Genomic DNA, 21302 nt, shown 5'->3' with positions numbered 1-21302 from the left:
CAAATAAGAACTTTGATTTGTGATTATGGCTATTTATCTACTTCTAAATAACTAATAAACTGTAATGACAGTATAACGGTAAGATTGATAACGGTAAGATTAATTAAGATAGAGACGAACGCTTTGCCATAACTACAAAATCATAAGAATACAGTCCCTCTTTGCATACCTTTTTTAATAGATACTCAAGCTGAACTATCACCTATCTTTATCAATCCTCGTTATAGTCGTTTTTAATTCGAACTTAAATTAAAAATTAATACTTAAATCAAAATAAATGGGAGATCGGTATGGGCTTATTAGTCGATGGCAAATGGCAGGACCAATGGTACGATACCGATGCTAGTGGCGGCCATTTTAAACGTGAAGAGTCAGGCTTTAGAAACTGGGTTACCAAAGATGGTAGCGCAGGACCAACAGGTACAGGCGGCTTCAAAGCTGAACCTAATCGTTATCATTTATATGTATCTTTGGCCTGCCCTTGGGCGCATCGCACGACCATTTATCGTAAGCTCAAAGGTTTGGAAGATATGATTTCGCTATCTGTCGTTCATCCCTACATGGGTGATCACGGCTGGACGTTTGCAGATGGCGCTGGAGTGATTGCCGACCCTATCTCTCATGCTAACTACGCTTATGAGATATACACTACCGCAAAAGCAGATTATACAGGACGCGTCACCGTCCCTATTTTATGGGATAAAAAAACCAACACTATCGTCAGTAACGAGTCATCCGAAATCATTCGTATGTTCAATTCAGCCTTCGATGAGGTTGGTGCGCTATCAGGTGACTTTATACCGTCAGAGCTACTAGCGGAGATCGATGAGGTTAATGCGTTTGTATATTCTGCTGTAAATAATGGGGTTTACAAATCTGGCTTTGCAACCACGCAAGAAGCTTACGAAGAAGCCGTTAATGAGCTATTTGATGCGCTAGATGTACTAGAGAAGCGTTTGAAAGACCAGCGTTATTTGGTCGGTAATACCATTACTGAAGCTGATTGGCGTTTTTTTACCACGCTTGTGCGTTTCGATGCCGTTTATGTAGGTCATTTTAAATGTAACCTGCGCCGTATCGTCGACTACCCTAGCCTTTGGGGCTACCTACGAGACTTATACCAAGTACTGGGTATAGCCGAGACCGTAAATATGGATCATATCAAGGGCCATTATTACACCAGTCATGCCAATATTAATCCAACTGGCATCGTACCTGTCGGTCCTTATATTGACTTTAATACGCCACATGGTCGCGAGCAGTTATCATAAATAGACAAGCGATGATAACAAGATACAGGACTACTGGTATGAATTTTTAGCAGCATCTATCTGCGTAGGCACAGCAAGCCAGAAAAATTTATACCAGTTTCGTGTTATCAAATAACGTATCCATTTTATTTAGTATCGACTATAGTAAATAGATAAGCATTCGCATACTAAAAAGGCTGCCTAAGATTATTCTCATAATCATGGACAGCCTCTTTTTTTAAAGTTTAAACGTAGTTTTATTAGTGTCTTTGAGTGACATCCAAATCACTTGAATAGGCAAATAAGGCAGGCGCACCGCCAGTATGCCAAAATAAAACACGGTCGGTTTTCTTAATTTTTCCCGTACGAATCATATCTATGAGCCCGCCCATCGCACGACCCGTATAAACAGGATCTAATAATATTCCCTCTGTTTGCGCCGTCAACTCAATGGCTTCATTTTCGAGTGTGCCAACCACTCCATAACCCTCGCCAACATAATCAGAATTAAGAATTAAATCAGACTCTGAAAACTCGTAATCTGCATTGATGAGTTTTGCCGTACTGTTAGCAAGAGAGATAGTATATTGATCAAATGGCACTTTATCGGTTTCGCCTTTATCAATGTTGATACCTACTATCTTATAAGGCGAGTTGAATATTCTATTACCAAGCATTAAGCCTGCTTGTGTGCCACCAGAGCTGGAGGCAAAGACGATATGAGTAAATGTTTCGTTGATGCTTTCACGTTGCGACTCTAGCTCTTTAAAGGCTTCTACAAATGCTAAAGTACCTAGCTCGCTTGAGCCACCATAAGGCACCACATAGACATTCCTGCCTGCTTTGGTTAATTGCTCAACGATTTTAGGAATGTCTTCACCTTTACGGTTGGCTCCTGCCCAATGAATATGACAACCGAATATTTTATCCAGCAACAGATTGCCACTTACTTGCTCAGGCTCTTCTCCGCCTAACACTAAGTGACATTCAAGACCCAAGCTCGCTGCAGCGGCTGCCGTTTGGCGACAATGGTTTGATTGTGCAGCACCTGCGGTAATAATCGTATCTGCGCCTTTGGCAAGCGCATCACCGATGATAAACTCAAGCTTGCGGGTTTTGTTACCGCCTAGTGCTAGTCCTGTATTGTCATCTCTTTTCATGAAAATCTCAGGGCCAGCAAGCTCTTTGCTTAATCTGGTGAGTTCAATTAATGGTGTTGGGAAAAACCCTAGCGACTGTCTAGCTATATTGTTATATTCCATGTTTTGTCCATTTTATAATAAGAAAATTATGGATGATGTTAAACCTTATCCATTGATAATAGTTATTCATAGGTTGTTATTTAACTTATATTAATAGCACACTACCAAAAGTAGTAAAAGAAGCTATTTTTAAATCTTGCCTAGATATTTGGCATATTAACGACTTATTCATAAAACTCTTGGTGTTATTAAATAAATTAACAGACAAAAAAACCCCAAGTAAACGAATACTTGAGGTTTTTGTGCTTGTGAAAACTACTACTTGATATCAGCATCCGTCAAATCTAATACTGTTTTAATATCATTCATCATTGACAAGGTATCAGGGTTCTTGTCTTCTGATTTATTGCCAACCACATAGTAAACCAATTTGAAGGCGTCGATGCGTTCTGGCTTAGTCTCGATTAGTGTGCTTAAAGATTTAATAGAGGCATCTTCAGCAAAACGAACGATAAGCGTCTGAGTATGTATCATAGCCGCCAAATCAGTGTGCGACAAGTGAGTAAAAGGTTCTTGCTCAGTAAGCACTTCGGTCAAACGCATCAGCTGGTCACGGTCTATGTTATTATCAGCAACAATATTGCATAAGATCATCATACGCACAACCGCCTCATTAAAACCACCTTCAGCAATTTTGGTCAGTGCCTCCTCTACCTTCGGCAATTCATGCAATTCATCTTTATTCAAAAGACGGCGTGAGCCTACTGATTCTCCATACTCACGAAACCAAGGCATTGACCAAATGCCGAAGAACATACTCTCTGTATACCTACCTTGCCAATCTCTCCAAAAGTCTAGCGTCACTCTAACACTATCCATAAACATTTTTTCTACTTGCAAGAAAAGGTTATCCTGCTGCATAGATTCAATAGCTGGCAGTTTTACTCTGGCATAAACATCAGAAGGCTGATGCGTTTTTTGAGTTTTTTGTGTAGGAACGAAGTCTTCACTTCGTTGATTATCGGTTGTAGTAGTAATTGCTTTACTCAAATTACAGGCAGCTACTGCTAGCGGATTTTTACTACTCCATATGCTTCTTTGCAGTCTCAGTGGGTGCATAGTACGCATAAATTGAGCAGAAGTCTCATTGCTCATAGCCTTCACTAGTGGGCGCAAATTATGCTCATAAGCTTGGGTTTGAGTCATCGAATAGCGATGTACTGCCTTAAATAACTCTTCATCCGTTCGATTATCCCCTATCGCCTGACTTAAATCTTCAAAAGTACGACGCTTCAAATCAACGGTAAACGTTTTTTCTTGCCCAGATCCTTCAATACGGTCAATATCCAACTCATAGAGTCCAGGAGGTAAAACTTCGATCATATCCATTATCGAGGCAATACCTGTATGTTCATGGTTGGCTATTTTTGAGCTCACAAAGATACCCAAATGACCTACTTGTTCATGAATCATATAGATGATACGTTGACCGCATACTTCAACATCTCTCTCATCACTATAAGCATCCAAAATCCACGTTAATGCCTGTTGTGGAGGAGTAATATCATCACCACGTGAGGCAAAAGCTATAATCGGTGCTTTGACATTACGCAGGTCAATATTTGTTCCTTTTTCTAGCTGTGCGGTATTGCGAGCAAGACGATTACCAATAAAGATATTTTCTACAATCCACTGAATTTCTTTATCATTCATCAAGAAAAATCCACCCCACCAGCGTTCAAAATCAAGAAAGCGCTGACGATTAGCCTGTGGGTTTTTGTACAGATCGTAATATTTTCCCACATAGTTGCGATAGGGGGTCATTTTTTCAAAATTATCGACCAGTGCTGCCCCATCGAACACCCCGTTATTCATATCAGCACTAAGCATGGATAGCCAAGTGCCACCGTTGACACCTGCTTTGTAACGCATTGGATTGATCCCAACCTCTCCGCTCCAAGCTGAGATAGGCGCACCATTTAAGACGATAGGGCCTTTAATATCTGAATTGGTTGCAGCTAAAATGAGCGCTGCCCATCCACCCTGACAGTTACCAATGATTACTGGTGACTCTGCATTTGGATGTCTCTTTTCTACCTCACGGACAAACTTTCCTTCTGCATAAGTAATATCGGCAATGGTTTGTGTCGGCTCTGGAAGACGCTTAAACGCCACAAAATATACAGGATGCCCCTGATTAAGTGCGACACCGACTTGACTCTCATGTTTAAAGCCGCCGATACCAGCACCGTGCCCAGCTCTAGGATCGATAATAATATAAGGGCGTTCATTGTCATTGGTGACAATCCCTTCAGGCGGCTCTATTCTCAGTAAGACATAGTTGCACGGGCGTTCAAACTTGCTTGCATCCATGATTACTTGATAATCATAATCTAAAACCGGTGGACAGCCAGCCAGCTCATGCTCAAGAAAAATATCGCCACGCTCCTTGAGTACATCGACCGTTTGTAAAAATCGTTTACTACTGTCAGTGCTGTAGCTTAACCATTCTTGCCATAGCCTTTTTGGGGTATACGTCTTTTGCCAACTGTTCATGATGGCATTCTTGTCTTGACTCAGTGTCCGTATGTTTTCTTGAATTTGTTGATGATTTTGTTGTAGATGTTTACAAGTAACTTCTATTAGCAAACCAGCACTATCTGTCCTATAGTGATTTTGTAGGTTGAGTTCGTCTAAGGTACTTTCATTTTTGTAAAATTGATGGTTTACCATATCTTGAAAGTTTGGTATCAAACCTGTAGCTCTATGATGTGGGTTGCTACGACTTAACCATACTTCGGCTTTGTCTGGATTTTCAATATTTTCTTCAATAATGTCTGACATAGCTGGTTCCAATTTTGAGTTAACGATCATGTTTTTTCATACATTGTATATATTGATTTTAATACTGAATCTCGATACTGAAATCTTGATACTAAGTTCTAAGCTCAATAGGAGCTGTATGCCACCCCTATTGATCATCCGGTAAAGTTAACTTTTAACCAAAATATAAGATCTGTCAACTAGGTGTTAATCGAGCGTAAAGCTTCATCCGCTCTAACGTGTACATATTCTCCCGGAGCATCACATATTACCTGCCACTCTTTACCTGTGTGCTTCACACCCGGTTGTCTGCTATCTACTTCGCCTGCGCTGTGCTTCTTGATCCACTCTCCCCAATGCAGCCACCAGCTCTTATCCTGTTTTTCTGCTTTGGCATACCATTCATCAGGATCGGCGACATAATCTTCATGTATATAAAAGCCGTATTTTCCCGTTGGCGGGTTAATAATGCCAGCGATATGTCCTGACTCACCGAGTACAAAAGTAACATCTCCACCGAGCACTTGTGTAGACGCGTAGCTCCCTTTCCATTTGGCGATATGATCTTGCAATGTTGCCACGACATAGGTTGGGATAGTCACTTTTGACAAATCAATCTTCACGCCGTCAAATGCTAGTTCGCCTTTTTTAATCATCTTATTAGCTAGGTACAGCTCACGTAGTACAAAACTGTGCAATGCGGCCGTCACGTTGGTGGCATCAGAGTTCCAATATAAGAGATCAAAAGGAATAGGACGCTCACCTTTTAGGTAATTTTGCACATAATAATTCCAATAAAGGCTGTTTTCACGTAACAGACTAAAGGCGGCGCCCATTAATCGTCCGTCGAATACACCTTGTTGATCTCCTTCTTGTTCAAGAGCACTCACCGTACGTTCATCAATAAATACGCCTAAATCCCCAGGATCGCTAAAGTCAAATATCGTGGCCCAGAAAGTAGCACTAGCAATACGATCTGCCTGCTCATTTTCAGTTAACCAAGACAGCGTCAACGCCAGTAACATACCGCCGATGCAATAACCGATGACGTTGGCATCTGGCTCATCAGTAATCTCTTTAATGACATCTAAAGCAGTCAGCAACCCTTCGTGCATATAGTCTTTCATATTGACGTCTTTATAAGCCCGCGTTGGATTGGCCCACGACATAACAAATACACTATGACCTTCATTGAGCGCCCAACGGATATATGAGTTTTTCTCTTTTAAATCCATGATATAAAATTTATTAATCCATGGCGGTACAATCAATAAAGGACGTTTATTAACTTTGGCTGTAGTTGGATTATATTGTATCAACTCAAACAACCGATTGCGGAACACCACTTTGCCCGTCGTCGTGGCGATGTTTTCACCCAGCTTAAAAGCATCATTATCAGTCATGCGAATGCTCAGCATTTTAGAGCTTTTTTCCATGTCTTCTGTTAGCTGCTTGAGTCCCCTTACTAGATTCTGTCCCTTTGACTCCATGGTCAATCGCAGTATTTCAGGATTACTCCATAAGAAGTTACTTGGTGCCATTGCATTTAGCCATTGACGAGTAAAAAAGGATAAACGCTGGCGAGTTTTTTCATCAACACCTTCAGTATTATCAATGGTGTCCATCATGCCGTTAACCGTTAGCAGATAACTTTGTTTTAGCAAGTCAAAAACAGGATTGTTGGTCCATTCATCATCTTCAAAGCGTCTATCGCCTTTTTCTGGGGTAACGAGAGGTTGTGGTTGATTTTCTGATCCCTTCATTAGGGTGTTTTGATACAGTTGGAACTGCTGTTTCCACAGATTTGTTTGCTGTTCAATTAACACAGTGGGGCTTTTGTCTGTGACGCCAGTATTGAACTGCTGCCATCCGTCTATCAAATTAAGCATTAGGGACTGGCTTATATTATCGTCCTGACCGACTCGTTTTAACATTTCGCTAAATAACTTTTGGGTCGATTCGTTAAAGTCACCCGCATCGTTGTCAGTATTTTGATCATTTTGCCATGAGTCTGGTTTCTGAGAACCCGCGTTTCCAGTAGCATTCGGCATCATAAAGTTGCCAAAACTCTTCATTGAATCTTGCCATAGCTTCATATTGGCTTCAAATGGGTTTGAAGTTTGACCAGATTGATTAAATAAAGATTGGTTGAATTGACTAACTTGGTTCAACTGATCTAAATATTGTTGACCAAAGCCACTAAAATTAAAGGCATCATTAGTGTTGTCTTGGTTATTTTGACTATCTTGTGTATTTGACTCGTGGGATGACTTGTTTGATTGTTCATCGGAGTTCTGATTATCCCTATCGGACTGCTGATTATCCATATCTTTACCCATGTTCCTGTTTATAAACGATATCTAGCTATAAACTACATCTAATTTGTACGAAAGTGCAAGCACAATAAGTTCACACTGCTAACACAATAGAAAAAAGATGGGATAGAGCTATCTAACCCACCTTTTAGGTGTGATAATTACATGATATCTCATTATTAACTACTAATAAGATAATTAAATTCATCAGTAATTACAATTACTTATTTGTTGATTTTCCAGTGCTGCTAGTATTACTAGTACCAGTCTTTGCATTTGTCTTAGCATTGGAATTGGAATTTGTATTAGCATCAGCTTTAGTATCGGCTTTAGTATCGGCTTTAGTATCGGCTTTAGTATCGGCTTTAGTATCGGCTTTAGTATCTGATTTGGTATCTGCTTGTGTATTTGTGCCGGTAGCAGTTTTTGCAGCCTTTGTGGCTTGCTCACTAAACTGCTCAGCCATCTTATTCATATTTGCTGCGTATTCTTGACCTGTCTTGGTTGCTTGGTCAGCAGTTTTTTGCATATTTTCCTGCATTTTTTCACTGGTTTGACCCTGAACTTCACCCAAAACTTTCATAACGTCATCATGCATATTACTGCCAAGCTCTGTCATGCGCTGAGCATCTGATAGCATTTTTTGACTAATTGTATTAAGCATTTCTGCTTGCTTGCTGCTAAAGTCTTTGGCAGCTTCTGGAGAGTCTATTTCTGAAACTTGACGCATATTCTCTAGACCCATTTCTGCGTAGGTCTTAATAGTATTAAGGGAAAACTCGGTCATCATTTCAGCATTTTTCAAAAAAGCTTGGTTTAGCTTTGTCCAAGGCTCGAACATTTTCTGTGTACTCTCATTGAACTGGTTCACGTAATCTTGCGGGGTCTGTTGTGACATATTATTACTCCGTGTATCGAATGATTGATTTAGCTTTGTCCAAGGCTCGAACATTTTTTTTGCGCTCTCGTTAAACTGATTCATATAATCTTGAGGGGTTTGCTGTGACATATTACTACTCCGAGGATTGATGGTTAAAAGAATTACGCGTGTTGGTTGTTAAGAAAACATTATAATGTTATTAAGTTTGAGACATTATTTAGTAATGTAACAAATATAATTTATTTAACATTAGAGTTAAGACATATATTGACCACCATTAACTGATATGGTTTCACCTGTGACGAATATTGCGTCATCACTAATAAGATACATACAAGCAGCAGCGATTTCATTTGCACTAGCTAAACGATTCATTGGTATAGTTTCTTTGATTTTATCCATTATGTGTTCAGGTACACTTTCTACCATGGGCGTATATGTATAACCGGGAGCGACGACATTGGCGGTAACTGAAGAAGTAGCACCTTCATATGCTAGAGCCTTAGTAAATCCAATAATACCTGCTTTAGCGGCCGAATAGTTCGTCTGTCCATACTGACCACGTAAACCATTTATCGAGCTGATATTGACAATGCGGCCTGTTTTTTGTTCTAGCATTTTTACAAAAACTGGATGAACAATGGTATAAAGAGACGTTAGGTTGGTGTCAATTACCTCCTTCCACTGCGCAAAGCTCATTTTTTTGAAGCTACTATCACGAGTAATACCTGCTCCATTTATCAAGGCGTAAATACTGTCATACTTATCAATTGTCTGTTGAATCGCTACCATCGCGGTTTCGTGATTACTCACATCAACGGCCAGAAACTCAAAGTTACTCGAGTCAAATCCATTGTCATCGCACCACTTCTTCGTACGTTCTGGATCGTCTTTACTTAAAGTTGCAATAACATGGTAGCCACTAGCCACTAACTTTTCACAAATAGCCGTACCGATGCCACCAAGCGCGCCGGTTACTAAAGCAACTTTTTTATCTGACATATTTGATTTTGGCATAAAAAACTTCCTTGTTCGTTAATGAATAATTAGTGTACAGCTGTATTCTTTTTTCAGAATATAACATAGTTATCTCGTGATAGTTATCCTATGTTGGTAATAAATCATTGTTATTTGTAAGGGTTTAATACCAAATGAGGACCGATTATCATTAATAAACTAATGAAGAGTAAAAACCTGCAGATCTTACTCTATCAGAAATCAGGTTCTATAAGCTAATAACTATTATGTAAACGTGTCTTTAATCTAACATTTCAATGTTACAAATTAAGGGCACACAAAAAAACCCGAATAAACGAATACTTGAGACCGAATTAGTTGTATCAGCTAATTATCTAAATAATGTTATAGAGTTTTCTATGAATAGAAGTTTCTGAAGATCATTTATACGTTAAATTAAAAACCAAAGGGAAAAATTATTTCATCCCTTTGGCTTTTTATATGTCTATAAAACTACGACATATTTTTCGCAGCTTTAAGCAACTTTGCTATGAGGTTTGGGTTCTTAGCAAACGCGAGTAAGGTATCGGCCAATTGTTTGTTTTTGGCAATCTCGGGCCGTAATTCCGATTGATTGTCATCTGTACAAACTTTTTTAAGGCATTCGATCACCTCTTCGGCATCAATCTTTTGTCGTTTGAGGAAGCTGCGAATACTATCCATCTCCAGCAAACACATGAGCAGATGGCAAAGTTTTTGATCACGTCCATCCGTGTTACTGCTTGGGAACGGCTCATCACCGCCTATCCAGACCGAAGCACTTAAGAGTTGCTCCCTTGTAAAAGGGTTGTTTTGTATCGACTGACCTTTAGCCAAAACTCGCACCTTATAGACACCGGCTGAACCAGCATTGAATGTGACATTAAAAACACCAGGCTCAACCTCCGATAAGGTTAGGTTTGATTTAGTGCCGTTAGGTCTTTCCAACTCCGCTCGGACAGACGCACTATTGTCCAAGGGGCGCTCGTATTGGGTTAATTGTGCTGATAACGTTATCATGCCACCTGGTTCTCGGCTGGCTTGTTCAAGCTGCGCTTTGAGGCGTAAATCAGAGCTAGAATGCACGTTGAAAGAATAGCGTAGCCCATGTGTTTTGACCTCATCAAATTTTTCACGGTCATTTTCAAGGCTGGCTAAATATTTAGCGAATACTTTTTCATTCAGATTGAGGACGGCATGCCATTGACCTTCACGTTCTTCCAACCCTGCGACAGCGGTCGGCAAAGTCATGCGATAAAACTGCACATGTTCATTTGCTGAAAACGCTAACTCAACAGAAGCATTGGCAATGCTTGGGTCGATAATTTTGCCACTCGGAGTTTCAAGCACATAGTCAAAAACATCTGGTAGAACGTCTCCCGTCAACAAAATTGCATCCACTGTGATATCTGCTTCGTTAAGATTAAACGGAATACGTATCTCGCGGTCAGGTTGAATCCAACCTTCGGGATCCATCACTACCTCCGTATTTTTAACCCCTGACAATATCTGCAAGAAGTATTTTTGAAGCGTAAAGTAATCATTGGAGTCCAACGTGCCAGTCATCAAAACGTAACCGTCCGCACTACCAGTTAGTGCAATCAAGGCAGCAGGCTCAATTTGTAGTGCCGTTCCTAAACCAATGGCAAAGACACTGTCATCAATGATGCCAATATCCAATTCGTCAATGTAAGGCGATCGGTTTTCGCGACCATCCGTTAGCGCCACTATAGCGGTATGATTATAGCTGCCAGATGCCAAATCATCCAACTCGCTACTGGCCAACTCAATCCCACTACCAATAGACGTCGAACCGCCAGGTGATGGTTGATCCGTGATGGCTTCATTCGCAGCTATACGCCCAGAGCCAGTCCCTACTGCGCCCGCAACCGCAATCGGAGTCCCTAGAGTCGCATCATTGTCGAAATACACCACACCAATGCCGTCCTCATCGCCTAATAGATCGACGAATACAGGCGCGCTGTCTTTGAGCACATCAATACGCAACCGACCATCGCCTGCGTCCCAAGCCATACTACCAGATTTATCCAACACCAAAACGGTGGCAACCGTTGGTTTGGGAATAGTAGTAGCAGATAAACTAATGAGCCACGTCTGCCCAGTTTGCACACAGGTAACTTCCGCGGTTTCTGGGCCTGAGCTACCGGCATTGGTTGCCGTGTATGAAAACCAAACCTGTGCCACATTAGTATTGTCTCTATTAACGACGACCCTATCACCGTCAGGCGTTCCAAACCCTGTACCCGTTGGGCCAGACGTGATAGTAAAGATTAGCTCTCTACAAAAACTGTTGTCAGGACTAGGAGGACTTATATTAAAAGTTGCAGCCCGCACCGCTGTACTACCTACAGGTATGGCGTTGAACACTAACGTCGTGTTAAGCGGTGTCACTATGGGCGGCGTATCCGTATCATATGAGTAACCCATAGCATGATGATCCAACGTCTCAGATACCAGCATACCCAAGCCAAAGAGCGTGTCGCTCAAGCGGTGACCCTCGAGATCATCGCTTGCTGTGTCTCCAGGTACATAAGGCACTGTTGGATGCAGCGCTTGCCAATCAGCCCACAGTTTATCCACAAAGCAATGATGTAGAAAGAAGACCGGATCATTGGGTGAGGTGGGAGGCAGCATAGAGCCAGTTATCCATTCATGGACGAGGTTATGGGTATTTCCGGGCGGAGGTGTTTTGCCGTTGACAGTTAGACGTCCTTCATTCGCGCTGCGATAACCCTCCGCGCTCGTTGAATCGAAATTACCGCTGTCATAAATGGAGATCTGCTGAATTTCATCAATGTCAGCTTGAGTGGGCAAGTCCGGAGTGTTAGGACGAGAGCCAAAATTCCGAACCAAACCAAAATGCATACCCGATGAGTTGGTATTATTTCCGAATATATCAATGATATTCCAACTGTTATTTATGTCTGAAGCGTTATAGGCAAATGGTCCGCTTTGAACAAAGTTACCCGCACCAGATCCGTTGCCGCCCATAAGGTCGTTGGCCCAGACGGCCGCATTCATAGGATCCGCCGCATCTGACGCCCAGTCCCAATACGGCAATGTTACTCCAGGTACTAATCTGTCCAAGTCCAGCTCAAACTGGCGTATAAACGCACGGTGCCACGGCAAAAACGCTGGACCACGATGCGCTCCATTTCGTACCCCGTCACCTACCCCCCACCCCCCCGGTGTTCCTGTTCGCGCGACGATATAGTGGTCAAGTACATACTTGTCATAGGTGTTGGTTATGTTAGGGTATCTGTCACGTACATGTGCTGGATCGTTTAGATCTTCGACGTATTCATATTCCTCGGCTTTCATGAGCTTAATAGCGGTAATGAAAGCGGCCTTTTCCTCTGTCGTCAGAGAATTCACGTTTTTTCTACAAGTCATGAGTGACAATTCCTTTATTAAATGCTTGGAATTAGATGCTTGAAGTTAATTACTAGGAGCAAAGGTCCAGGCAGTGTGAATTTGAATAAACTGTGTATATGAAATGAGTTATTGTCAGAAACCTGATATGTTATCAATCACGTCTTGCGCCAACTCAATCGGTGACGAGTATGAAGAATATGGTAATAAACCGGACTCAAATGCTCCATTACGAAACTCTACGACTTCAAATGCTTCATCGTTGATTTCAACCTTTAATCTCTGTAAAAGCTTTTGGTTTTTATCAGAGCTTGGCAGTTTAGAAAAGGTAATTTTCCGTCCTTTATACTCTATGGATTTGGGATACTTCTCATCTGGGGTATGTTTGTTATTCTCATTCATTTTAATTTCTCCATTAGCCAGATATTTAGTACGACTGTTTGGTTTAGCCTTATATTGCAGCGGACATCACAACTGAAAGTCAACAGCACGAGCAGATGTAGAAATGATTACCAAACACATAAAATAAATGTACTAATGCTTGGAAATTATCCATTACATCAATGGTTTATCACTTTTATCTATACACAGTCTAATTTGAGTTGTCAAACCCATGAGATTCCATCTACAGAGATTTTGATTAGCATTCTGACGATAAAATCCACTCCTATTAGATTTAATGTTTTTCAAAATTTGCAGCAGAAAAAGAGAGTCAAAAACCTAATACCAGCCTCCAGATGGTTGTAAAATTTGCATTAATATCTTAAGAAGTATTGTTAATTAATCTAAACTCAATTTAGTTATTTGATATACTCATTATTACAAATATACTAAATAACTAAGATTTATTTAATAGGATTTCTTATAATTCTTTTTAAATGTGATTTTTAGAATTGCTTATAAATATAAAGTGAAAGTCTAATAGCAGATTAATGTTGCTTGAGTAGAAATATGATGATTAGAGTGAGTCCAGGCTACATTCATATGTAATGGATTATATGTCGATGGATTAATTAGATACTTGCTCATTGGCACTATGCTAGATGAAAAGAGGTTTATGATGAAAAATAAACTGATTGAAAAGTACGTACCATCTAACTCTTCATACTAAGCTATAAAAGCTAAGCAATAAAAAGCCAAAGGGACGACATATATCATTCCTTTAGCTTTTTATGTATCAATCATGACGCTATCACCGTCATGATTGAGTACACTGATATTAAAATTTTCAGTTTACACGGTTGTACTACTTACAGCCGTGTCGTTAAACACTGACGCTATATTGATCGATGTCACTATGGCAGGCTATCTGTATCATACGAGTATCCCATAGCATGGTGATCCAGCGTTGAGGATACCAGCACACCTAAACCAACAAGTTCGTCGCTTAAGCGGTGACCATTGAGATCATTGCTTGCCGTGTCGCCCGGTACATAAGGCACTGTTGGGTGCAATGCTTGCCAGTCAGCCCACAGTTTGTCCACAAAGCAGTGATGGATAAAGAAGATCGGGTCATTAGGCGATGTGCCAGGCAACATAGAGCCAGCTATCCACTCATGTACGAGGTTATGGGTGTTGCCAGGTGGTGGTGTTTTGCCATTGACAGGCAGACGTCCTTCGTTTGCGCCGCGATAACCCACGCTACCTTGATTAAAATCACCGCTATCATAAGTAGAGATTTGCTGTATTTCGTTTATGTCAGCTTGGGTAGGTAAATTCAAAGTACTACTGCCAAAATTCCGAACCAGCCCGCCGTCGTTCCGTCCAAAATAATTAATGATAATCCAACTGTTCTCTAGGTCTGCTGCATCATAAGCAAACGGGCCACTTTGAACTACTCTATTCGCGCCAGATCCGTTGCCACCCATAAAATCATTGGCCCAGATAGCCGCATTCATAGGATCTGCCGCATCCGCCGCCCAGTCCCAATAGGGCAAAGTCACCCCAGGCACTAATCTAGCCAAGTCCAGCTCGAACTGGCGTATGAACTCACGGTGCCATGGCAAAAATGATGGACCGCGATGCGCTCCATTTCGATTCATGAAATTCCCGCCCCAGCCCCCAGGTGTTGCCGTGTACATAGCGATATGATGGTCAAGTACATACTTGTCATAAGTGTTGGTGATGTTAATATATCTGGTGCGTACGTATATTGGATCGTTTATATCGTCGACGTACACGTACTCCTCGGCTTTCATGAGCTTAATCGCGTTAATGAAAGCTGCCTTTTCCGCTGTCGTCAGAGTATTCAAATTTTTTCTAGTGGTATTATTGACAGGCATAGTGTTGGCAGACAAACTAATGTGCCACGTCTGCCCTGTTTGCACACTGGTAATTTCTGCTTCTCCCGTAACTGGATCAGTGTCACTGGTAGCCGTGTAAGAAAACCAAACCTGCGCCGTATTCGTATTGTCTCTATTAACGACGACCCTATCGCCGTTAGGAGTTCCGAACCCCGTGCCTGTCGGGCCGGCTGTGATAGTGAATATCAAATCTCTACAAAAACTGTTATCAGGAGTTGGGGTGCTAATGTTAAAAGTTACAGCCTGCACAGCGGTGCTACCTACAGGGGTGTCGTTAAATACTAACGTCGTGTTGACCGGGGTCACTATAGGCGGCGTATCCGTATCATATGAGTACCCCATAGCATGGTGATCCAACGTTGCAGATATCAGCGTACCCAAACCAACAAGCTCGTCATTCAAGCGGTGACCGTTAAGATTATTGCTTGCTGTGTTGCCCGGTACATAAGGTACTGTTGGATGCAGCGCTTGCCAATCAGCCCACAATTTATCCACAAAGCAATGATGCAGAAAAAACACCGGGTCATTGGGCGACGTGCCAAGCATCATAGAGCCAGCTATCCATTCATGTACGAGAGCATGGGTATTACTAGGCGGAGGTGTTTTTCCATTGACAGGTATGCGGCCTTCGTTCGCGCCGCGATAACCCACGCTACTAGTATCAAAATTACCGCTATCATATGTGGAAATCTGCTGTATTTCGTCAATGTCCGCTTGAGTGGGCAAGTTCGGAGTGTTACGGCGCGAGCCAAAATTCCGAACCAATCCGCCGTCGGGTAGTCCAAGATAATTAATAATAACCCAACTGTTATCTGGATCTGCATCATCATAAGCAAATGGACCACTTCGAACCACTCTACTCGCGCCAGATCCGTTACCGCCCATAAGGTCATTCGTCCAGACCACCGCATTCATAGGGTTCGCCGCATCTGACGCCCAGTCCCAATATGGCAAAGTCACCCCGGGCACCAATCTGTCCAAGTCCAGCTCGAAACGGCGTATAAACTCACGTTGCCATGGCAAAAACGCTGGACCACGGTACACTGCATTGCGAGTCAAAAAACCATTCCCCCACCCTCCTGGGGTCCCTGTATACATAGCGATATGATGGTCGAGTACATACTTGTCATAGGTGTTGGTTATATTAGGATATCTGGCACGTACGTGTGGTTCATCGTTTGGGTTGTCGACGTACACGTACTCCTCGGCCTTCATAAGTTTAATAGCGGTGATGAAAGCTGCCTTTTCCTCTGTCGTCAGAGCATTCACATTTTTTCTACAAGTCATGAGTGAAAATTCCTTTATAAGATGCTTGGAATTAGATGCTTGAAGCAAAGGTCCAGGCAGTGTGAATTTGGATAAACTGTATTTTTAAGAGAGTTTATTTTTTAAATTCTGTTATGTAGTCAATCACGTCTTGTGCCAACTCAACCGGCGATGAGTACGAAGAATACGGCAGTAAACCGGACTCAAATATCCCTTCATTTAACTCTACGACTTCAAATGCTTTGTCATCGATTTCAACCTTTAATTTCCGTAAGTGCTTTTGGCTTTTATCGATGCGTTTCTCGACTTCAAGTGCCGCCTTGTCCTTTAGGTCAGAGCTTGGCAGATCAGAAAACTTAATTTTCCGTCCTTTATATTCTGTGGATTTGGGATACTTCTTGTCTGAGGTAGGTTTGTTATTCTCAATCATTTCAATTTCTCCATTTAGATGTTTAGTACAATTGTTTTTTTACACATTGCAAAAGCATGGATCATTGGTTCACTGCCGAATAAATCCGACACTGGATTTAAAATTATTATTATAAGCTCAGTTTACTAAAATACTTTTGTCAGACGCATGAGGAACAATTATTACAATCTGATAAATATATCCGCATATATGGATATATTTAGATGAAAATTAGCAACGGCATACATAAATTATCTATAACAGTAACCTTCTTGCAAAGACGACGCAAGCTGAATTTTTCGATATAAGCTATAACTAAAAACATTTAGTTAATAAATACATATCAATATTTCACCATCTTTTATTACATAATCTGCCAATATAATCCTCTAATAAGATAAAAAACAACAAAATAATTTTCGAGAAAACATACTGAATATAACAAGAGAGAAGTTTTTGAAAAGTATTAAGTTATAAAAAAAATAATCTTATAAATCAATATTTTATACAAAGTAATCAAGCACAAAAAAACCCCAAGTAAATGAATACTTGGGGCAAAACTTGGATAAACTCGAGAGTCTAAATTCGTTTTAAATATGGCGCAGCGGACGGGACTCGAACCCGCGACCCCCGGCGTGACAGGCCGGTATTCTAACCAACTGAACTACCGCTGCTTAGGTCGTTTTAGCATCTAACCTTTCTACAGGTCCACTTGCTAATAAGTGGTGGGTGATGACGGATTCGAACCGCCGACATTCTGCGTGTAAGGCAGACGCTCTACCAACTGAGCTAATCACCCTGAGCGAGGAATAAATGAAGCACTGCTTCATCCGAGCGCAAGAGAATTTTCGTATCTGAAAATTCTATAAAACTCGTTTCCTATATCTTACTACAAGAGAAAATTCTTTAAATAGAATTTTCTAAAGCTTTTATTAACTAAAGTAGTCACGCTCTAGTTAATATCGAAATACCTTAACGATAATTTCTAACAACTCAGAACTTATTAATTAAAGCCCCTTGCTGTGGGTGTGTATTATATAGATTTACAACTGCCTGTCAAATACTATTTGACCTTTTATTCCATATTTTTTGCATTATTACTTAATAATTCGACAAGCAATTGTTTTAATTAGCTTTATATTTTTAGCAATATAAAGCTATTTTAGTTATTCAAACTATTTAGCGGCTACTAATGCACGCTCGATATCAGCTTTCATTGATTCAGGCTTGGTCGTTGGTGCATAGCGATCGATTACCTGTCCATTATGACCGATTAAAAACTTAGTAAAGTTCCATTTGATACCATCTGTGAGTACCCCACCCTTTTGTTCTTTAAGCCATTCAAAGATAGGATGAGCATGGTCACCATTGACATCTATCTTGGCCATCATAGGAAAGGTCACGCCATAGTTCTTTTGACAGAACGCACCAATTTCGTCATTAGTGCCTGGATCTTGACTACCAAATTGATTACAAGGAAAACCGATGATCATTAACCCCTGATCTTTATACTGCTGGTAAAGTGCTTCTAAACCCTCAAATTGAGGCGTAAAGCCACATTTGCTAGCAGTATTAACCAGCAGCAGCACTTCACCTTGGTAGTCAGAAAACGCTTGCTGCGTACCATCTACACGCTCAGCCGTAAAATCATAAATAGTGCTCATCAGCTATCCTTGTTTTAATCACTTACTTGAATGGTGCAAAATGTAGTCGTCTTAACAGTACTTATTCTACTTGTCTGCTTCGTCCAAATCGATAGCAACTGAGTTGATGCAATAGCGCATGCCTGTCGTTTCACTTGGCCCATCTGGGAATACGTGACCTAAATGTGCACCGCAGTTGCTACATGTGACTTCTGTACGAGTCATGCCCAATGAATTATCAACATGCTCTTCAATAGCACTGTTATCGATCCCTTGATCGAAACTTGGCCAACCGCAGCTAGCATCAAACTTGCTCGCAGAGTCAAACAAATTGGCACCGCAGCCTTTACAACGATAGATACCTTTATCCTCAGTATCATTGTAAACGCCAGTAAATGGACGTTCTGTACCCTTCTCGCGCATTACGTGATATTCATCGGCGCTTAAGCGTTCTTTCCAGTCAGCTTCAGTTAACTGGCTGATCTCTTCTTTGCTAAGTTGATTGTCTTGCATGGTCTATCCTTAATTTGAGTATTTATTATCTAGTCTGCCAATTATTATCTAGCCTGTTAATAAAGTACTATTGCGAACACTTTAAGAGACTAATCTAACGTTCTTTATCTGTTGGTTATAAGCCAGTTATTCAAGGCAAGTATCTAAAACCCGCTGCCCGTATTTGTTAATGAATGTATGTAGTACTCAGCATAGTAGATAAATAAGATATAGCAATTCACCATGATTACACAATAAATCCTTCTCTACATTTACCAAATCTACACGTAAAAATGCGAGCTGTGAGGTAAACACTAATAAGCTAGTTAAGACTTTAATAACATCATGATTATAAAGAATATAACAACACTATGTGACGATTAGAACCTGTGTCATTTCCAGTTTATTTAATGCAGATTACTAATTCTTATGTCAGCTATGATGATATTTATAATCTTATTGAAACTACCATTACATTCTCACTTAACTTAATGCAAGAATAACTTGCATTATCAATTGTTAAAAAACTTGCATCCATGTAAATAATGCAATAATATCTTGCAATAGACACAGTGAAAATATAATTCCATACCAATTAAAATCTTAATTTATTAAAAACACCTAATTAGAGTCATTAAAATAGCTCTAACAAAATAGAAGGCTGGGACGATTATGAGTGATACTAAGGACAAGCTGACACAAGCCGAACGTTTAGTACAGTTGCGTCGAGATAAGGGTCTTACTGCTGAGCAATTGGCTCAAGCGATGACTGAAGCTGGTGCAAAAGTTAGTCGCGGCGCGATCTCCAATTGGGAGCGTGGCACTAACGGTATCGTCTCATCTAAACTGCCAACTCTCGCACGTATCTTGGGATGTAGCGAAGGTTACTTACTTCGTGGCGACCTAAAGAGTGACGACAAGAATCAAGACGCTATTAACAACGATAGACTAGCTAGCCCATCAGATACTCAAGCCATTCATCATCCATCTTATAATTCACAAGAAAAAACTGTCAGTAAGCAAGCTAACAGCGCAATACAATCAACAGACCAGCAAGCAGACTCAAAAAATAAAATAACTACAGGTAGTAATACTATGACATCACTAAAAAAATCTACTAAATTACAAAACGTTTGCTACGACATCCGTGGACCATTGCTACAAACAGCGACTAAGATGGAAGCAGAAGGTCAGCGTATTTTAAAACTAAACATTGGTAACCCTGCTCCCTTCGGACTTAGCGCACCACATGAAATCCTGCGTGATGTAGCAATGAACTTGCCTGAAGCCACTGGATATTCAGACTCGCAAGGTATTTTTTCGGCACGTAAAGCTGTACTGCAATATTATCAATCAAAAGGCCTGCTATCTGCCGTAGATGTGCGTGATGTCTATTTAGGTAATGGCGTTTCTGAGCTGATCGTCATGACTATGCAGGCGTTGATGAATGATGGTGATGAGGTTTTGATTCCGATGCCAGATTATCCATTATGGACAGCAGCAACCAATCTCGCTGGCGGTACAGCAGTGCATTATCGCTGTAATGAAGAAGACAACTGGCATCCTGATATTGAAGATATCAAATCAAAGATTACTAGCAAGACCAAAGGCATTGTCGTCATCAATCCTAATAACCCTACGGGTGCGCTTTATTCAGATGAAGTCCTCAAACAAATCATTGAAGTTGCCATTGAGCATGACTTGGTCATTATGGCAGATGAGATTTATGATCGCGTGCTTTATGACGACATGGTGCATACGCCAATGAGCACCTTGTCTGATGAGGTTCTTATTTTATCGTATAACGGACTATCTAAATCGCATCGGATTGCAGGCTTTCGCGCTGGCTGGATGATGGTTTCTGGTAAAAAACAACATGCCAGCGATTTTATTGAAGGCTTGGACATGCTTGCGTCCATGCGCCTATGCTCAAACGTCACAGGACAGTATGCAATTCAGACCGCGATGGGTGGCTATCAAAGTATGAAAGAATTAACTTCAGAAAAAGGACGTTTACATAAGCAACGCGAAATGGCTGTTTCACGTCTTAATGCTATCAAAGGCATTTCTTGCACCATGCCTCAAGGCGCATTTTACTGCTTTCCAAAGATGGATCCTGCCGTTTATCCTATAGAGGATGACATGCAGTTTATGATGGAGCTTCTACTAGAGGAAAAAGTATTAATGGTGCAAGGTACTGGCTTTAACTGGGATGCACCTGATCATTTCCGCGTGGTGTTCTTGCCCAATCTGCATGATTTAGAAGACGCTATGGATCGCTTAGATCGCTTCTTTGCCAAAAAACGCCAGCAATTCGGTACTGCTTAAAT

The 21302-nt window shown here is 40.9% G+C and carries 13 protein-coding genes and 2 tRNA genes; 2 read left to right on the top strand and 13 right to left on the bottom strand.

Annotation, left to right across the window (positions count from 1 at the left end; translation table 11 throughout):
* Positions 1–290 precede the first annotated feature (290 nt).
* Positions 291–1271, top strand: a complete 981-nt coding sequence (locus AK823_RS04080) for a glutathione S-transferase family protein (protein WP_068326448.1) — start codon at positions 291–293, stop codon at positions 1269–1271.
* 239 nt (positions 1272–1510) lie between these two features.
* Here the strand turns inward: AK823_RS04080 and AK823_RS04075 are convergent, their stop codons facing one another.
* The 13 genes from AK823_RS04075 to msrB all read right to left on the bottom strand — a co-directional run bounded on the left by AK823_RS04075 (position 1511) and on the right by msrB (position 18993).
* On the bottom strand, positions 1511–2512 hold the full coding sequence (locus AK823_RS04075) for a D-cysteine desulfhydrase family protein (RefSeq protein ID WP_068326445.1): 1002 nt from the start codon (positions 2510–2512) through the stop codon (positions 1511–1513).
* Between the two features lie 258 nt (positions 2513–2770).
* Positions 2771–5296 carry a DUF3141 domain-containing protein gene (locus AK823_RS04070; RefSeq protein WP_158510468.1) on the bottom strand — a complete coding sequence of 842 codons (2526 nt, stop codon included), beginning with the start codon at positions 5294–5296 and terminating at the stop codon, positions 2771–2773.
* A gap of 179 nt (positions 5297–5475) precedes the next feature.
* The gene (gene phaC / locus AK823_RS04065) at positions 5476–7602 is read right to left on the bottom strand and encodes a class I poly(R)-hydroxyalkanoic acid synthase (protein ID WP_203226572.1); all 2127 of its coding nucleotides are present in this window, start codon (positions 7600–7602) and stop codon (positions 5476–5478) included.
* Between the two features lie 208 nt (positions 7603–7810).
* Positions 7811–8488: a phasin family protein gene (locus AK823_RS04060; RefSeq protein WP_158510467.1), complete on the bottom strand. Its 678-nt coding sequence runs from the start codon at positions 8486–8488 to the stop codon at positions 7811–7813.
* Positions 8489–8725: 237 nt separating this feature from the next.
* Positions 8726–9472, bottom strand: coding sequence for an acetoacetyl-CoA reductase (phbB, locus tag AK823_RS04055; RefSeq protein ID WP_068330131.1), 747 nt, complete (start codon positions 9470–9472; stop codon positions 8726–8728).
* 468 nt (positions 9473–9940) lie between these two features.
* On the bottom strand, positions 9941–12880 hold the full coding sequence (locus AK823_RS04050) for a tyrosinase family protein (protein WP_068326433.1): 2940 nt from the start codon (positions 12878–12880) through the stop codon (positions 9941–9943).
* 114 nt (positions 12881–12994) lie between these two features.
* The gene (locus tag AK823_RS04045) at positions 12995–13261 is read right to left on the bottom strand and encodes a hypothetical protein (RefSeq protein WP_068326430.1); all 267 of its coding nucleotides are present in this window, start codon (positions 13259–13261) and stop codon (positions 12995–12997) included.
* 893 nt (positions 13262–14154) lie between these two features.
* Positions 14155–16449 carry a tyrosinase family protein gene (locus AK823_RS04040; protein WP_068326427.1) on the bottom strand — a complete coding sequence of 765 codons (2295 nt, stop codon included), beginning with the start codon at positions 16447–16449 and terminating at the stop codon, positions 14155–14157.
* A 94-nt stretch (positions 16450–16543) separates the two neighbouring features.
* Positions 16544–16858 (bottom strand): hypothetical protein, encoded by a 315-nt coding sequence (locus tag AK823_RS04035; RefSeq protein ID WP_068326423.1) that lies wholly within the window; start codon positions 16856–16858, stop codon positions 16544–16546.
* A gap of 576 nt (positions 16859–17434) precedes the next feature.
* Positions 17435–17511 (bottom strand) — tRNA-Asp (locus AK823_RS04030).
* 49 nt (positions 17512–17560) lie between these two features.
* A tRNA-Val gene (locus AK823_RS04025) sits at positions 17561–17636 on the bottom strand.
* Positions 17637–18012: 376 nt separating this feature from the next.
* Positions 18013–18501: a glutathione peroxidase gene (locus AK823_RS04020; RefSeq protein WP_068326419.1), complete on the bottom strand. Its 489-nt coding sequence runs from the start codon at positions 18499–18501 to the stop codon at positions 18013–18015.
* A gap of 66 nt (positions 18502–18567) precedes the next feature.
* Complete coding sequence (gene msrB / locus AK823_RS04015; RefSeq protein WP_068326416.1) at positions 18568–18993, bottom strand: peptide-methionine (R)-S-oxide reductase MsrB; 426 nt, start codon at positions 18991–18993, stop codon at positions 18568–18570.
* Between the two features lie 651 nt (positions 18994–19644).
* Between msrB and AK823_RS04010 the strand changes: the two genes are divergently transcribed.
* Positions 19645–21300, top strand: a complete 1656-nt coding sequence (locus AK823_RS04010) for an aminotransferase class I/II-fold pyridoxal phosphate-dependent enzyme (protein ID WP_203226571.1) — start codon at positions 19645–19647, stop codon at positions 21298–21300.
* Positions 21301–21302: the final 2 nt, after the last annotated feature.

The sequence above is a fragment of the Psychrobacter sp. P2G3 genome, assembly GCF_001593285.1.
Lineage (GTDB): Bacteria > Pseudomonadota > Gammaproteobacteria > Pseudomonadales > Moraxellaceae > Psychrobacter.
Note: the sequence above shows the minus strand (reverse complement) of the source record. Positions and strands in the feature narration are given on the sequence as shown.

Excerpts from the sequence above, each read along its gene's own strand:
- msrB (WP_068326416.1), bottom strand. The coding sequence starts at position 18,993 with ATGCAAGACAATCAACTTAGCAAAGAAGAGATCAGCCAGTTAACTGAA.
- AK823_RS04020 (WP_068326419.1), bottom strand. The coding sequence starts at position 18,501 with ATGAGCACTATTTATGATTTTACGGCTGAGCGTGTAGATGGTACGCAG.
- AK823_RS04080 (WP_068326448.1), top strand. The coding sequence starts at position 291 with ATGGGCTTATTAGTCGATGGCAAATGGCAGGACCAATGGTACGATACC.
- AK823_RS04075 (WP_068326445.1), bottom strand. The coding sequence starts at position 2,512 with ATGGAATATAACAATATAGCTAGACAGTCGCTAGGGTTTTTCCCAACA.
- AK823_RS04040 (WP_068326427.1), bottom strand. The coding sequence starts at position 16,449 with ATGACTTGTAGAAAAAATGTGAATGCTCTGACGACAGAGGAAAAGGCA.
- AK823_RS04070 (WP_158510468.1), bottom strand. The coding sequence starts at position 5,296 with ATGTCAGACATTATTGAAGAAAATATTGAAAATCCAGACAAAGCCGAA.
- phbB (WP_068330131.1), bottom strand. The coding sequence starts at position 9,472 with ATGTCAGATAAAAAAGTTGCTTTAGTAACCGGCGCGCTTGGTGGCATC.
- AK823_RS04010 (WP_203226571.1), top strand. The coding sequence starts at position 19,645 with ATGAGTGATACTAAGGACAAGCTGACACAAGCCGAACGTTTAGTACAG.
- AK823_RS04050 (WP_068326433.1), bottom strand. The coding sequence starts at position 12,880 with ATGACTTGTAGAAAAAACGTGAATTCTCTGACGACAGAGGAAAAGGCC.
- phaC (WP_203226572.1), bottom strand. The coding sequence starts at position 7,602 with ATGGATAATCAGCAGTCCGATAGGGATAATCAGAACTCCGATGAACAA.
- AK823_RS04045 (WP_068326430.1), bottom strand. The coding sequence starts at position 13,261 with ATGAATGAGAATAACAAACATACCCCAGATGAGAAGTATCCCAAATCC.
- AK823_RS04060 (WP_158510467.1), bottom strand. The coding sequence starts at position 8,488 with ATGTCACAACAGACCCCGCAAGATTACGTGAACCAGTTCAATGAGAGT.
- AK823_RS04035 (WP_068326423.1), bottom strand. The coding sequence starts at position 16,858 with ATGATTGAGAATAACAAACCTACCTCAGACAAGAAGTATCCCAAATCC.